Source organism: Flavobacteriales bacterium (assembly GCA_016716605.1).
GTDB lineage: Bacteria > Bacteroidota > Bacteroidia > Flavobacteriales_F > PHOS-HE28 > PHOS-HE28.
On record JADJWA010000001.1, the window covers coordinates 915,491 to 930,013 of the forward strand.

The window sequence follows — 14,523 nt, forward strand, 5'->3', positions numbered from 1 at the left end:
AGATAGCCGGGCGGCTTTCAGCGTGCCAAGGCAATGGCGCAACGACGCTAGGGCCGGAACCGCACCATCACCGTGTTCCCCTTCTCCTCGCGGCGGGTCTCCAATCGGTCCTTCAGCGCGCTCACGAGCGAGGACAGCGAGGCATGCCCGTAGCTGCGCGGGTCGAATCCGGGATCGAGACGGCGCAAGGCCTGGCCGATGAGGCTCAGCGATGCCTCCTCCTCCTCGCCTTTGGCGATATTGAAAGCCTTGCGGAGCTTGCGCATCAGGTCGCTGTTCTGGGAAAGCGAATTGGCGGCCGGTACGGCCGACGGGGAGGCTGACCGCTTGGAGGCCACCGATCGTTTCGGCTCGGACCGGGGCTCTTCATGCACATCCAGGTTCTCCACATAGATGAAACGCTCGCAGGCATTCACGAAGGCATCCGGGGTCTTCTTCTCGCCCACGCCCATCACGAAAAGGCCGCTCTCGCGCAAACGTGTCGCCAGCCGGGTGTAGTCGCTGTCGCTGCTCACGATGCAGAATGCGTCCACCAGTTCGCCGTGCAGGATATCCATGGCATCGATGATCAGTGCGCTATCCGTGCTGTTCTTGCCCTTGGTGTAAGCGAACTGCTGCACAGGCTGGATCGCGTTGCTGTTCAGCAAGTCCTTCCAGCCCGTCATGCCCTGCGTGGTCCAGTCGCCATAGATCCGCCGGATGGTGATGGTGCCCTGCTTGCTCACCTCCTCCAGGATCGCGGCCAGCCGCTTCGGCGCCGCGTTGTCACCATCGATCAATAGCGCGATCGTGGTGTCGTTGATCTTCTTCATTCTGCTGGCAAGGTAGGCGGCCGCCTACATCGCCCCCTTCATCATCTTGTTCCAATACAGCCAAGGCAGGCCGTATTTCTTCAGCACCCACATGCTCCACAGCGGCTTGCTGGTGTCGAAGAGCTTGCTGAGCAGGGGGTCGCTGTCACGGACGTTGTCGTACTTGAATTCGGCAAGAAGCATCTTGCCATAGCCCGTCACGAGTGGACAGCTGCTGTACCCCTCGTAGCGCTCGCTGGCCAGCGCGCCGTCCTTGATCCGCTGCAGGGTGTTGGCCACCACCACGGGCGCTTGCTTTCGGATGGCCGCACCGGTCTTGGCCGTGGGCAGCGCAGCGGCATCACCCAGCCCGAAGATGTTCGGATAGCGCTTGTGCTGCAAGGTGTTGATGTCCACATCCAGCCAGCCTTTGTTCGGCCCTTCGGCGCAGGCGAGCGGCGAGTCCTTCACGAAGTCAGGCGCGCTCTGCGGGGGAGCCAGATGCAGCATGTCGTAGGGCATCACGATGGTGCTCTGTCCTTCGACCTTCTCCTTCAATCCTTGGTCCTCGGTGATCACGCATTGGTTGTCGCCAGGCTTGCTCCAGGCGAAGTGGATCTCCTTCTTCGCCGGGTCGATGCGCACCGGCTTATAGAAGGTCTTGAGGATGATGTTCTTCTTGCGCACCACATCCTCCAGCGCGAAGCGGAAGGGCTCCACGCCGAAGATGACCGAGCCGGGCGTTGCGAAGACGAGGCGGGTCTTGTCGCGCACGCCGCTCCTGCGGAAGAACTCATCGGCGAGGTAGGCGGCCTTCTGGGGCGCACCCCCGCATTTAATGGGCGTGGCAGGCTGCGTGAAAACCGCATTGCCTCCCTTGAAGGCTTTCAGCACGCGCAGGGTCTTCTCCGGGTCGATGTAGTTGCTGCACACGCTATCGGTGTCCAGCGCCTCACGCAGTCCGGGCAAGGCATCGATATCGAGTTTGATGCCCGGGCAGACGATCAGATGCCCGTACGTGAACCGCTTGCCGGAAGCGGAGACCACCGCGCTCTCCTCCGGCTCGAATCTGGCCGCCGCCTCTTGGATCCACGTGACGCCTTCGGGGATCTGGTCACGCTCATCGCGTCGTGTCTCCTTCATGCTGAAGGTGCCCGCGCCGACCAGTGTCCAGGCCGGCTGGTACCAATGATCCTTGGCGGGATCGAGGATGGCGATGTTGAGCTTCTTGTCCTTGCGCCGCAGTTGCGCGGCCGTCATGATGCCGGCGGTGCCGCCGCCAATGATGAGGATGTCGTGATGATGGCTCATTCCTTCCGGGATTGGCATCCCGAAGGTGAGGTCGCGATTCGCTGGCGGGCGTGATGATCGTCACGCTTGCCGCAGGGCCGAAGCCCAGCCGGCCAACAGCATGCGGCACCTGCGCAACTCCGATTGATAGGCGTCTTCGGTTCGCGCCGACTTGGCGAGCAGTGCCCGCCTCATGCGCTCGAGTTCGAATCGGGGCCAGCATTGGTATTCACCCAGCAGCATCAACGGCAACGCCCATGCATCCAAGGCGAGTGCGAGGCCGGGCTTCTTCAGGTGCTCATGCGTGAGGTCGAGGGCGCAACAAGCCTTGCCTTCAGAATCGGTGATCAGCTGCTGACGGGTCTTCGATTCGGCCTTGGCAGCCAACTGCTGTGCGGCCATGAGCAAAGCGGCCGTGTCGATCATCGGTGCGGGATCATCGTCCACACGGAGCACGAGCCCATCCGCCACGAGTTCCTTCAGCGTGCGCAAGGCCGGTTGATGGCCCTTTTCCTTCTGCATGCGCGCGAATTCCTGCGCGGCCGTGCGCCCGTGCCGATCATCCCACGGCCGGAATCCCAAGCGGTAGTAGAACCAATAGGCGCCGCTCTTCAGGCCATCGGCATTGCCGTGTCCAAGCTGGTAGTTCTCGGCCTCGAACACCGACACCTTGAATCGCTGGCGGTAAAGGCGCAGGAGCTGCGCGAAGAACCAGGCGCTCTCGCCCCCGCGCAGGGCGGGGAATACATTGATGCCCACCTTGCTCCGGCCAGGGAAGACCCAGGCGCCACCATAGCCGAGGGGCACCCCGTTCTTGAAGGCCATGAAGCCCACATAGCTCTCGAGCGCCAGGCGATGAGCCGGATCCATGTGGAAGAGCGCGATCATAAGCCCTCGACCCATGTCAAACGCCTGTACGTCTTGGGCGTAAGTGATGGGGTCCGTCTCTCGCTGCATGAGGCAGAGGATGGCGCGCGCATCGTCGATGAGGTGGCGTCGCTTGCCTATGCTGAGCGGCATGGGCGGACCCACGGGCTGGTCCATCACGACGGAGAGGTCAACGCCGCGCTCCAAGCCCTTCGCATGGAGATGGGTTGCGTGCTTCGGCCCGCGCAAGGTGCTCAAGGAGGGGAAGGAGCCGCCTTTCACGCGCACGTACACCTGCAGTCGCGTGAAGAGCATCTCGCGCAGTTCATCCGACGCTGGCAGAGCATCGATCAGCTCCGCCAGATCGCGCAGTTGCCGGCGCGGATCCATGCCGAATAGCATGTCGACCAAAGATGAGGCACTGCCTTCGTGCAGGTCGAGGGCCTCGCGCTCCGATTCAGTGAGCAGCGGCCGAAGGAGTTCGCTCGCCTCTTCCGATGCCGCATCAACGCTGAATAGCCCGACATCATCTGGCCAGCGCGACAGAAGCCACCGTACGAGCGTCAGGGAATACAGGCCAATAGTGTCGGAACCATGCAGGCCCGAATCGCGGAGCGCTGCGCGCAATCGCGTATCGGAATCGCGCAGTGCACCAACCATCAGCTCCTTGCCACGCTTGGCGATTCTTTGGAGCTCCGCGCTCAACGGATAAGCTTCGATGAATAGCAAGAGGTCGTGCAGCTCACGAAGCGCGGTCGCCGACTTCGGCATGCGCTCAATCGCTGCGGCGAGGCGCTCTCCGGCATCGGGCGAATGTGCCACGATGCCCCGTCGCAGCTCCAGGACCTGGTCTCGGCTCAGGGGCCTTGCCTTCCTCATGTTCCAGCCACCTTACAACGCACTGCTTGGTTCACTTCGCGAGAGCATCCATCCGCACGCCAGCAGGAGCAATGCTTCGGCGAGGAGGATGTTCACCGGAAGCACAGACCAGCCACCTGCGACCAGGACGCCCGCGATGGCAAGAAGCAGGTTGACTGCCAAGGGCCGCTCGCGCCACGTATGAAGCAAGAGAAGCGCTGGGGCGATCCAATGAACGAGCTGGTAGTCGAAGCGCGGGGTGGGCAGCAACATCATCAGGAAGGTCCACGCCATGAACCCGATCAGCAGCAAGTGCGCGCGCGGTAAGCCGTTGATGCGCTTCCGCAACAGGATTCCTGCTGTCCCAAGCACCAAGGCATACGCGGCCCAAGGAAGGAGGGCTGGCAGCTCGATGCCAGCCACAGCAATCAGGACAGCCGCCACCGATCCATTCTCGAATTCCATGGCGTGGTGATCGCGCAGGTTGCCAAGCCCCTCGATCAGGGCAGGATAGGTGAATGCATCGGGATCTGAAGTGGGTGGCGCACCAACGCCCGGCATGGCGCTCCATGCGCGCATGGCCTCGAAGTACTCGCCCCATGCCGCTAAGCCATTGGGGAGGATGGCGAATAGACCTGCGCTTGCGATGAGCATGAGCGCCCCGCCTGCGATCAACCGTGCATTCATGCGCAATGCGAGCGGCAACAGCAGGAAAGCATAGGTCGGCTTGAATAGGATGAGCGCTGCGGCAAGCGCGCCGGCAAGCAAGTGTCGCTCCTTCGCCAAGCTCCAGAACAAGGTCGCGATGAGCGCTGCGAATCCGATGTAGACCTGCCCGCGCTCCACGTGCAATCGCCACGAGGTGGATGCGAGCAGGGCCACGAGCACCAGGCCAGTGATCAGTTCCGCACGCCAATCCCCGTTGCCCAACGCACGGTGAGCCATGAACACGGCCAGCAAGAGCAGGGCGTATTGCGCCAGCAGCCAAGGCAGGCGCAACGAACCGAAGGAGAGCAACCCCAAAGGCGCCATGGCCAGCGCTTGGAAAGGCGTTCCTGTGTAACGAGTCATGGTAGCGCCCGCAGGCACCATAGGGTCGGCGAAGCGTTCAGATTCGCCGGGATGCCACGGATTGAAGTACATGGACCTCCCGGCGAGCAGGCTGCGCGCCCCGACCACCTTATCGCGCAGATCCACGCCGCCGTATTTGCACGTGAGCGAGACATCGATCGCCAAGCTGAGGAGGATCAGTGCGCCGATTGCCGCGCGAAGGAGTTGTCGGTCGCTCATGTTGTCGGTATTGCCTCGCCCGCCCAAAGATGCACGGCCGTGCGCGTGTGACGAAACGCTTCGTATGGGCCGAACGGTTATTTTCACCCCTCAAACCCCTCACCATGAAACGATCATTACCCTTTCTCTCCGGGTTGCTCATCACTTCGGCTCTCTGCGGCCAACAAGTGATCATCAGCCAGGATTTCGAGGCTTTCGACCCCGGTGATCTCCTCGCGCAAACGGCTGGCCTGCCTTGGACCACTTGGAGCAATGCGCCCGGTGGCGCTGAGGACACCCCTTGCTCGAATGCGCAGGCGTATGGCGGCAACATGAGCGCTGCGTTCACCAGCACCTCCGCCAATGGCGGGCCTACCGATGTGATCCTGCAACTCGGCGACCGAACCTCGGGTCAATATCTTCTGGGGTGGTGGATGTACATACCAGCAGGCAAAGGCGGCTACTACAACATCCAGAAGAGCCTTACGGCCGGCCAGGCCTGGTCCATCGATGTGATCTTCCGATCCAGCGGCGCAATCGAGCTCTCTTCCAATGCCGCCGCTGGGGCAGCCACCACCTACCCGCAGGATGAATGGTTCCTGGTGGGCATGGTGATCGACCTGAATGCTATGGCCGGCACGGTGACCATCAACGGCAATGCAGCGGCTACCTGGGTAACTACCACGGCTGTTGGCACTGGTGGTGTAGGCCTCAACCAGATCGGCGCTGTCAACTTCTTTGCGTACTCCGGCGGTGACCAGAGCGAGTACTACATCGATGACGTGAGTTTCGTGGATATCACCGGAGTGGGCGTTCCCGATCTGCAGGATCTCAGCGCGAACGCATTCCCCAATCCCACGGAAGGCGCCTTCGTGGTTGATGCCGAGGGCCTGAGCGCCACGGCTACGGTGAGTGTGTTCGACCTCACGGGCCGTTACGTGGTGGCCAATCAAGCACTGCTGCGGCGAGGCACTATCTCCCGTGCGGAGGTGAATCTGGAGTCGCAGCCCGACGGCATGTACTTCGTGCGCATCCAGGATGGCGCGCGCGAGCTCGTTCGCCGGGTGACGAAGCATTGATGGCTTCAAATCAGGAAGAAGCCCGGAGCAAGCCATCGCTCTGGGCTTCTTCTTGACCGCTGCCCAGGGTCAGGTCAGGAGGGCGAACGCCGATTCACGCACCGGCTTGCGGCTGCGCGGCGTGCGCTCGCGCGTGAGATATGGCTCGGGCAATGACTCCGCAGCGCCCAAGCGGCCCAGCACGAGCATGGCAATGATCGCCTCCTTGCCGGAGTCAAGCCCGAGCTGTTCAATGGCAGCGCCGTGGTCGAATCCGCCTAGGAGATGGCCATACAGGCCCATGCTCGTGGCCTGAACCAGCATATTGCCCACCGCCAGACCGGTGTCGAATTGCCAGGTGGCGTTAGGTGCGCCGTTGCGCGCATGGTGCGTGATGGCGCTGATGGCGATGATCACCGCAGCATTCGGCGCCCAGGGCTGGTTCCCTGCGGCGAAGGTGGCCCGCAAGGCCTCGAAGCCCGCGCTGCCCCGATGCGTATATCGGAATCGCCAGGGCTGCTCATTCATGCTGCTGGGCGCCCAGCTAGCCGCCTCGAAGAGCGTGAACAGCTCCTGGTCCGTAAGCGCGTCAGCGGTGAATGCGCGCGGACTGAAGCGCTGCTTGATGAGCGGGTGCACGTCGTGCTCGGTGCGCGCTTCCTTCAGTTCAAGGGTCGGGTTCATGGACTGTGTTATCGTGTTCGTTGCAACCGTTTCCAGCGGAGCAGGCATTGCCGCTACAGCTGCATCGGCACATCCTGCAGCAGGATCTCCGCGCCCTCGGCCCCCGCTTCGATGTTGAGGCTATCAGTTTCCCACACGCCCAGCGCATCGCGCTTGCCGAGCGCCTGGCCGTTGATCGTTGCGTTGCCGTCGATCACGAATGCGTACACACCGTTCCCATTGCGCTTCACATCGTAGGTGGTCTTCTTGCCCGCATCGAATTTGCCGATGCTGAACCAAGCGTCCTGATGGATCCACACGCCGGCATCATCCGGGTTGGGCGAGAGCACTTGTTGCCATTTGTTCTCGCGGTCCTTCGGATCGAGCGTCATCTGCTGATAGCGCGGCGTCACCTGACGTTCACGCGGGAAGAGCCAGATCTGGAGCGTGTTCGCGTCGCGATCGTCGTGTGGGTTGAACTCGCTGTGCAGGATGCCCGTCCCTGCGCTCATCACCTGCACATCACCGGCGTTGATGACGCTGGTGTTGCCCATGCTGTCCTTGTGCTGCAGCGCGCCTTTCAAGGGGATCGTGATGATCTCCATGTTGTCGTGCGGGTGCGTGCCGAAGCCCTTGCCCGCAGCGATGATGTCGTCGTTCATCACACGCAGCACGCCGAAGTGCATGCGGGTGGGGTCGTACCAGTTTGCGAAGCTGAAGCTGAAGTTGGCCTTCAGCCAGCCGTGGTCGGCGGTGCCGCGTTCACTCGCGCGGTGCAGTACCATGTTGCCCATGCGTTCAGGAGGGGTTGGAGGAAGGTGGTCAAAGCCTACGGGGTCCGTCGGTTTCACGGTATCGCCTTCGCCTACCAATGCGGCGCTTGCGGCGCCGCCAACCAGCGCACCAGTGCCCAGCAGGCTTTTCCGGAGGAAGTTCTTGCGGTCCATCGCTTTGGTTCAGTGGTGGTGAAGGAACGTGATTCGAGGCGATTCGTTCATCGAGCGGGCAAATATAGTTTCCGTGGAAAGCATTTTACTCTGCAATCTCACCTGTTTGCACTCGTTCCGCTCATTGCCGCGATGCCCACCCGGGTCGCCCGAACTTCCTGCCCTCTACTTTTGTTGACCGCCTGTTAACAGCCGCACATGCCCGTTAGTCCTGCCTATCCGATCCTCGAGCACATCCAGTTCCCCGCCGACCTGCGTGCCCTCCCCGAGGAGCAGCTGCAGCAGGTATGCACCGAGTTGCGCGATTTCATCATCGACGTGGTGAGCGTGAAGGGCGGACACTTCGGCGCCAGCCTGGGTGTGGTGGAGCTCACCGTGGCGCTGCACTACGTGTTCAACACGCCCTACGACCAACTGGTGTGGGACGTGGGGCACCAGGCCTACGGGCACAAGATCCTCACCGGCCGGCGCGAGGTGTTCCACACCAACCGCATCTACAAGGGCCTCAGCGGCTTCCCCAAGCGCAGCGAGAGCGAGTACGACACCTTTGGGGTGGGACACAGCAGCACCAGCATCGGCGGGGCGCTGGGTATGGCGGTGGCCAGCAAGCTGAAGGGCGAGAAGGACCGCCAAATGGTGGCCGTGATCGGAGATGGCGCAATGACCGCTGGCCAGGCCTTCGAGGCGCTCAACCACGCGGGCGGCGCGGGTACCGACATGCTGGTGGTGCTCAACGACAACTGCATGAGCATCGACCCGAACGTCGGTGCGCTGAAAGAGTACCTCACCGACATCACCACCAGCCACACCTACAACAAGGTGAAGGACGAGGTTTGGAAAGCGCTGGGCAAGCTGAGCAAGTTCGGTCCGAATGCCCAAGCCATTGTGCAGAAGGTTGAAGGCGCCGTGAAGAGCGCGCTACTGAAGCAGAGCAACCTGTTCGAGAGCCTCAACTTCCGCTACTTCGGCCCGGTGGACGGCCACGATGTGGACCACCTCGTGAAGGTGCTGCGCGACCTGCGCGACATCCCCGGTCCGAAGATCCTGCACACGATAACCAAGAAGGGCAAGGGCTATGCACCGGCCGAGGCGGGCAATGCGACGGTATGGCACGCGCCAGGCCTCTTCAACAAGGAGACCGGCGAGATAATCAAGGTGGTGCCCAAGAGCCCGCAGCCGCCCAAGTACCAGGATGTGTTCGGGCATAGCATCGTGGAATTGGCGGAGAAGAACCCGCGCATCGTGGGCGTCACGCCCGCCATGCCCTCTGGCTCTTCCATGAACATCATGATGAAGGCCATGCCCGACCGCGCCTTCGACGTGGGTATCGCCGAGCAGCACGCCGTGACCTTCAGCGCCGGCATGGCCACGCAGGGCATGGTACCCTTCTGCAACATTTACAGTTCCTTCATGCAGCGCGCCTACGACCAAGTGGTGCACGATGTCGCCCTGCAGAACCTCAACGTGGTGTTCTGCCTTGATCGCGGCGGACTGGCCGGTGCCGACGGCCCCACGCACCACGGCAACTTCGACTTCGCCTTTTTCCGCTGCATCCCCAACATGGTGGTGAGCGCACCTATGAACGAGGAGGAGCTGCGCGACCTGATGTATACCGCCCAGCTACAGGACCAGGGCCCCTTCAGCATCCGCTACCCGCGCGGCGAAGGCGTGATGACCGAGTGGAAGACGCCCTTCAAGGCCATCAAGGTGGGCACCGGCCGCAAGGTTCGCTCGGGCGCCGACATCGCCGTGCTCACCATAGGCCACATCGGCAACTACGCCGCCAAGGGCATCGACCGCTTGGAGGCCGAGGGCTACAGCGTGGCGCATTACGACATGCGCTTCGTGAAGCCGATCGACGAGCTGCTGCTGCACGAGGTGTTCAGCAAGTTCAAGCACGTAGTCACCATCGAGGACCACGCGCTGCATGGCGGCATGGGCAGCGCCGTCCTCGAGTTCATGGGCGACCACGGCTACGCCGCCCACGTGAAGCGCCTAGCGATCCCCGACAAGTTCATCGAGCACGGCACGCAGCCGGAGTTGTACCGGGAGTGCGGCATCGATGATATCGCCGTTGTTGAGGCGGTGAAGGAGATGCTGGGGGAGAAGCGAAGCGCCAAGAGCATCAAGGCCTCCGCTTGATCGCCTCTCCTGCGTCGAACCAACGATCGTTCTCCTTACGATGCAGCGTATCGCCCGTCTCAGTGCGCAGGAATTCCCCGACCGCATCCGGTCCTTCCGGTGAGATGCGGACTCGCGAGGCATCCCGGCCGGCGAGCTCCAGCGCTTCGCGGTAGCCGTGCCGGAAGATGAAGGCGCCCTTGTGGTCGCCCGGAAGCCTCCACACAAGCAGTCGTCCGTCTGGTGGCGGCTCCGGTGTCTCTTCGATGATACGCTCGATGATCCCCGACGCGATGCGCCAATTCTCCTGTCCACGCTTCAACATGAACAAGCACGTCGCCGATAGGAGTACGATGACGCTTCGACGGAGCAGGACGTTCCGGATGCGCTCAATCAACAGCGCGACCAGCATGCAAAGAAAAACCGAGGGCAAGTAGAGGAACCGATCGCTCTCGCTGGTGCGCGTGCTCACGCCGCCCACGATGGCGATGATGGTGGCAACTCCGAAGAGCGAGTTGAGCACGATCGCAATTCGTCGGGCCTGCGGCTCGGCTCTGCTGGAGCGCCAGAATCCGATGGCAACAATGGCAAGCGAAACGAAGATCAAGGCGAAGCGAACGGTCTGCACTGACGGCTCTTCGTGCGGCGGCAGAACGGAGCGCCCGAGCACCTTCGCGACCATGCCGAGGTAGTTGCTCAGCGGCTTTGTGAAGAACTCCGCCCCGTACTCGTTCGCGACACGATTGATCACCAAGGCGCGCACAAGCAGATGCACCGCCACGGCGATAGCAGATGCCCCGATCGCCTTGTGCCAGAAGCGCTTGTCGGCGGGTCCAAGAATGAGGAACCAAGCCGCAAGCATCATTGGGAGCAGCAGCGCGCTCTCGTAGCACAGCGCGCCCAAGGAGCCAAAGAAGAATACGCCATTCACCTTGGGCCATTGCCCTGCATCACTTGCGGCGGCATTCAATGCGAGCAGAACAAAGAGCGTGGCCATGGCCGTGCTCCGCCCAATGATCCACATCTGCGGCTCCAGGTGGAAGGGATAGAGCACGAAGAGCGCGCTGGCCAATGCCGCAGCTTCCATGCGCATGAGCTTCTTCGCGAGCAAAGCCACGAGCCATCCATTCACTCCCAGCAGCAGCACATTCACGAATCGAAAGGCCCATGAATCGGGGCCATGAAGGCGGTATTGCAGCCAGAGCGTCCAGTCGGGCAACGGGCGGAAGAAGGTGCCAGGGCTGAGGTCTTGGCGCGCGCCCAGTCTGTGGATCACGGAGAAGTCGTCGCTGGAAAAGGAGAAGGGCAAAGCGCGCCAGTGCGCTGCGAGCGCGAGCAGAACCAGCAGCGGCAGCCGCCAACCAAACAGGATGCTCTTGTCCATGCGCTCCATGCGACCAATGTAGCCGCGCTATGTTCGTGGCGATGCCGCGCCGCCATCTCTTCATGCTACTCGCTGCCTTCTGCGTGAGCCTGCTTGTGCGCTGGCCTTTGCTCAATCGACCGCTCAGCGGGCACCACGAGCTCTGCACGGCACTGGTGCTCATCGCCCTGAACAACTGGCACCACGACGGCTTCACCGTGCACCACGGGGCGCCGGCCATCACATTCACAGGACCTGCGGATCGGATCCCGCCCGGATACACGGATGCGCCTGCATTGCACGACGGCGTGCTCTATTACCTCTCACACCCTCCGCTTGCCTTCGACTTGCCGCATGCATTCTTCACCATCATGAGCGCAGAACCGAACGTGCTGGGCCTGCAGCTCTTCAATTCATTCTTCCATCTGCTAACGGCTATCGGCCTTTACCTCATCGTGCGCGAATTGCAACATGATGGCCCCGCCCCGTTGATGGCAGCATTGCTCTACCTCTTCATGCCCGCGCCGCTGTGGTTCCACGGCAACGTGTACATGAGTGACATGTTCGTGCAGAATGCGTGGGTGTGGCATGTGCTGGTTGCGCTGCGCGCGCTGAAGCGCGCACAAGGCCTTTCATGGACCATGGCGACATGGTGCGGGACCACGTTGTTCCTCACTGCGCTCATCAGCTGGCCGGGCGTGTGGGCGGGCATCGCACTCGGAGCGATTGCGCTATGGCAATGGCGCACCATGCGCGATGCAACCCGCTTACGATTGGTTGGCGCAGCGGTATTGGGTGTGGGCGCCGCTATCGGCTACACGGCTTGGCGCTGGCTTCAGGTGGTGGATGCCGATGCTTTGCTGACCTATTTCTCCGGTCGCTATGCGGAGCGCGGAACGGCCTGTTTGCATGGAGCCGCAAGCATCTTCTGCACGCTCGCACTCAACTACCGCATCGGCTGGCTGCCCTTGATCTTGCCGTTGGCACTGCTGGTGTGGAAGCGGAAGGCTGTCGCGCTCGGATCGAGTTCTCTATGGCTCTTCGTCGCGCTCACTGGTCTGCCCGTTTTGCTCGAGATGCTCTTCCTACTGGAATACACCGGCCACGACTTCGCTGCGCTCAAGACTGGCCTTCTGCTCTGCGGTCTCGGTGGGCTGGGGCTTTCAGCGTTGCGCGCAAGGTGGTCGTGGGTTGCGGTGATGGTCACTTGCGCAGCGGGCGTGCTCTACTTCTACTGGATTAATCCGCCTTATGTGACCAATAAAGCCATGCTTACGATGCACCAGACGCAAGGCGAAACCATAGCGAACGAGGCGCGCTCAGATGAGATGGTCTTCACCTTGGGATTCACGCCCGAGCCGCAAGTGCAGTGGTACGCGAAACGCACGCTTTTCCGGATGGATGATGCTGAGCGCGCTCGCGAGCTGCTTCATGCCTCGGGCAATCGCAAGGGCATTGTCTTCCGCGAGACCAAGCAGGGGATGATTCACGAGCGGATCACTGCCGAGTGATCACCTCGGGTGGAAGACCTCCACTTGGAGGTCATCAACCCGGTGTGTGCCACCGGCCTGATTCCAGAAGTACACCTTCAGATTGTCGTCCTTCGAGCGAACCTCGGGCGTCAAGTAGTCAAAGCTCAACTGGTTCCAAGCGTTGCGTTGCACCGAGCCCCTGTCCCATGATCGGGTCACGTACTTGTAGCTTGGGCCATTGTGATGGAAAGCGCACACGATCAGCGGTGCGGTGGTCGAGCTGTCGGTGACCCAGAGCCGCGCGCTGATGCGCAGCCACGCATGGTCTTTGTTCGTCAGCTCGCGGTAGCGAATGTCAGGACCGGAGGAGAAGGGCTGTTCGGTGCTCAAGGTGAAGACGCTGTCCGGCTGCTCGTCGAAGGTGTTGCGGTATAGCAGGTGGCGCTGGTAACGGGATTCGCCCTCGAGCCTCTCGTCGCCAGAGATGGAGCGCTGCACGAGGAGGAGCTCCTCGGCGTTCGATGGGATGCTCGTCCTGCCGAAGATGGCCGCATAGTAAGCGCCAGTCATTCGGTCCTTCGAGATGATGTTGGCGCTCCATTGCCAGGTCTGGAAGAGGTTCAATGCTACGATGAACCCAAGAAGCGCGAATGCTGGTCTGCGCCAACCGCCCGAAACCACCTCCTTCAGCAAGAACCCCAAGGGCAGTGCAAGCAAGACATACATGGGCATCATGCTGCGCGCGCTGAAGCTGCCGCCCGCGTACCACCAGCAGGTCCAGCTGCTGGTGATATAGAGGTTGATGGCGCAGAAGACAGCAATGGGCAAGAACAGATTCCGCGCGCGTTGCCAGAGCACGAGCAGCCCACCCAACATGAGCATCGCCAATGGCGTGTACACGAACCAGCCCTTGCGGAGGCTGAAGAGGTAATCCCAGGTGTAGGGCGATGCGAAATCGAAGCCCTCTCCCGGGTTGATGTACGAGTAGAAGAGCCATTGGCCGGTGACGCTCCTCCAGTAAACCAGCTGTGGCGAGGCCATCACCAAGAAGGCGATAGCCGCAAGCACGACATGCCGCACATGGGCGCGCACCAAGCGCCACTTCGCCGAAAAGCCGTCGCTGTTTGCCCAGAGCAGCGGTAGCAGCACGCACACGCCCTCGTTCGGGCGCACCAAAGTGATCCAGCCAGCCGTGGCACCCATAGCGATGGCCGCTTGCCACGTGGGCTTCTTGTGCCAATGGATGGTCGCCAGCAAGAGGCCTGCGTACAACGTGAAGAGGAAGGGATGCGTGAGCAGGGTGCCATCGAGCGCCACGAGATGCAGGAAGTTGGTGCCGACCACCACGAGCACGAGCAGCACCGCCGTCCACCCATCGCTGAAGAAGTGCCGCAGCACGCGACGAAAGAGGAATAGGCCCAGCATCACCCAGAGCAGCACGCCGAAGGTGACGGCCACGGAGTAGGTTGGAGAGAAGCCATCGGCCGGGAAGCCTAATGGTCCTGCGAGCAGATGCGCGATGAAGAACCATGGAGCGTACGCGAGCGCCATGCCCGAGCTGTATTTGATCACACGGGCGTCGTTAGGGCCATCGACCAACTGGTAGAGCGTCGTGCTCGGGTCGTAGGTGGCCATCACCTCATCGAGCCAAGCGTGATTCTTTAATGCTGGGTCATCGTGTATGACGATCGCCGGCAGGTAGAGGTAGTAGCCGAAGACATCCCATGTGAGCGTCTGCGTGGGCGGCTGCACCCAGCGGAGGGCGAATAGCACCGCACAGAGCGACAAGGCAGTCAGGAGCGAGCGGCAGCGCAGCATGTGCTT

At 61.9% G+C, this 14,523-nt stretch carries 11 protein-coding genes; 3 read left to right on the forward strand and 8 right to left on the reverse strand.

From position 1 onward, the window contains the following. Positions 1–47: 47 nt before the first annotated feature. From IPM12_03590 to IPM12_03605, 4 genes are read right to left on the reverse strand one after another with little or no spacing between them, the layout of a single operon-like run. Positions 48–812, reverse strand: coding sequence for an NYN domain-containing protein (locus IPM12_03590; GenBank protein MBK9146888.1), 765 nt, complete (start codon positions 810–812; stop codon positions 48–50). Positions 813–836: 24 nt separating this feature from the next. Next, positions 837–2,102, reverse strand: coding sequence for an NAD(P)/FAD-dependent oxidoreductase (locus IPM12_03595; protein ID MBK9146889.1), 1,266 nt, complete (start codon positions 2,100–2,102; stop codon positions 837–839). A gap of 60 nt (positions 2,103–2,162) precedes the next feature. Beyond that, on the reverse strand, positions 2,163–3,827 hold the full coding sequence (locus IPM12_03600) for a hypothetical protein (protein MBK9146890.1): 1,665 nt from the start codon (positions 3,825–3,827) through the stop codon (positions 2,163–2,165). Between the two features lie 12 nt (positions 3,828–3,839). Further along, the gene (locus IPM12_03605; protein MBK9146891.1) at positions 3,840–5,096 is read right to left on the reverse strand and encodes a DUF2029 domain-containing protein; all 1,257 of its coding nucleotides are present in this window, start codon (positions 5,094–5,096) and stop codon (positions 3,840–3,842) included. Between the two features lie 104 nt (positions 5,097–5,200). Here IPM12_03605 and IPM12_03610 point away from each other — a divergent pair, with 104 nt between their 5' ends. After that, positions 5,201–6,154 (forward strand): T9SS type A sorting domain-containing protein, encoded by a 954-nt coding sequence (locus IPM12_03610; protein MBK9146892.1) that lies wholly within the window; start codon positions 5,201–5,203, stop codon positions 6,152–6,154. 69 nt (positions 6,155–6,223) lie between these two features. On the opposite strand, the gene IPM12_03615 is transcribed toward IPM12_03610, so the two are convergent. After that, complete coding sequence (locus tag IPM12_03615; GenBank protein MBK9146893.1) at positions 6,224–6,817, reverse strand: nitroreductase family protein; 594 nt, start codon at positions 6,815–6,817, stop codon at positions 6,224–6,226. 53 nt (positions 6,818–6,870) lie between these two features. After that, positions 6,871–7,590 carry a pirin family protein gene (locus tag IPM12_03620; GenBank protein ID MBK9146894.1) on the reverse strand — a complete coding sequence of 240 codons (720 nt, stop codon included), beginning with the start codon at positions 7,588–7,590 and terminating at the stop codon, positions 6,871–6,873. Positions 7,591–7,941: 351 nt separating this feature from the next. Here IPM12_03620 and IPM12_03625 point away from each other — a divergent pair, with 351 nt between their 5' ends. Beyond that, entirely contained in the window at positions 7,942–9,885 is a 1,944-nt protein-coding gene (locus IPM12_03625) for a 1-deoxy-D-xylulose-5-phosphate synthase (protein ID MBK9146895.1), read from the forward strand. Here the strand turns inward: IPM12_03625 and IPM12_03630 are convergent. Beyond that, positions 9,869–11,257 (reverse strand): glycosyltransferase family 39 protein, encoded by a 1,389-nt coding sequence (locus IPM12_03630; protein ID MBK9146896.1) that lies wholly within the window; start codon positions 11,255–11,257, stop codon positions 9,869–9,871. The two genes, IPM12_03625 and IPM12_03630, sit on opposite strands and share 17 nt — an antisense overlap. Positions 11,258–11,310: 53 nt before the next feature. Here IPM12_03630 and IPM12_03635 point away from each other — a divergent pair, with 53 nt between their 5' ends. Then, positions 11,311–12,738 (forward strand): hypothetical protein, encoded by a 1,428-nt coding sequence (locus IPM12_03635; protein MBK9146897.1) that lies wholly within the window; start codon positions 11,311–11,313, stop codon positions 12,736–12,738. Here IPM12_03635 and IPM12_03640 read toward each other — a convergent pair whose 3' ends face one another. Then, complete coding sequence (locus IPM12_03640) at positions 12,739–14,517, reverse strand: hypothetical protein (protein ID MBK9146898.1); 1,779 nt, start codon at positions 14,515–14,517, stop codon at positions 12,739–12,741. Positions 14,518–14,523 lie beyond the last annotated feature (6 nt).

Coding starts and splice junctions, on each gene's coding strand:
- IPM12_03625 (MBK9146895.1), top strand. CDS start 7,942: ATGCCCGTTAGTCCTGCCTATCCGATCCTCGAGCACATCCAGTTCCCC.
- IPM12_03620 (MBK9146894.1), bottom strand. CDS start 7,590: ATGGGCAACATGGTACTGCACCGCGCGAGTGAACGCGGCACCGCCGAC.
- IPM12_03640 (MBK9146898.1), bottom strand. CDS start 14,517: ATGCTGCGCTGCCGCTCGCTCCTGACTGCCTTGTCGCTCTGTGCGGTG.
- IPM12_03590 (MBK9146888.1), bottom strand. CDS start 812: ATGAAGAAGATCAACGACACCACGATCGCGCTATTGATCGATGGTGAC.
- IPM12_03630 (MBK9146896.1), bottom strand. CDS start 11,257: ATGGAGCGCATGGACAAGAGCATCCTGTTTGGTTGGCGGCTGCCGCTG.
- IPM12_03605 (MBK9146891.1), bottom strand. CDS start 5,096: ATGAGCGACCGACAACTCCTTCGCGCGGCAATCGGCGCACTGATCCTC.
- IPM12_03615 (MBK9146893.1), bottom strand. CDS start 6,817: ATGAACCCGACCCTTGAACTGAAGGAAGCGCGCACCGAGCACGACGTG.
- IPM12_03610 (MBK9146892.1), top strand. CDS start 5,201: ATGAAACGATCATTACCCTTTCTCTCCGGGTTGCTCATCACTTCGGCT.
- IPM12_03600 (MBK9146890.1), bottom strand. CDS start 3,827: ATGAGGAAGGCAAGGCCCCTGAGCCGAGACCAGGTCCTGGAGCTGCGA.
- IPM12_03595 (MBK9146889.1), bottom strand. CDS start 2,102: ATGAGCCATCATCACGACATCCTCATCATTGGCGGCGGCACCGCCGGC.
- IPM12_03635 (MBK9146897.1), top strand. CDS start 11,311: ATGCTACTCGCTGCCTTCTGCGTGAGCCTGCTTGTGCGCTGGCCTTTG.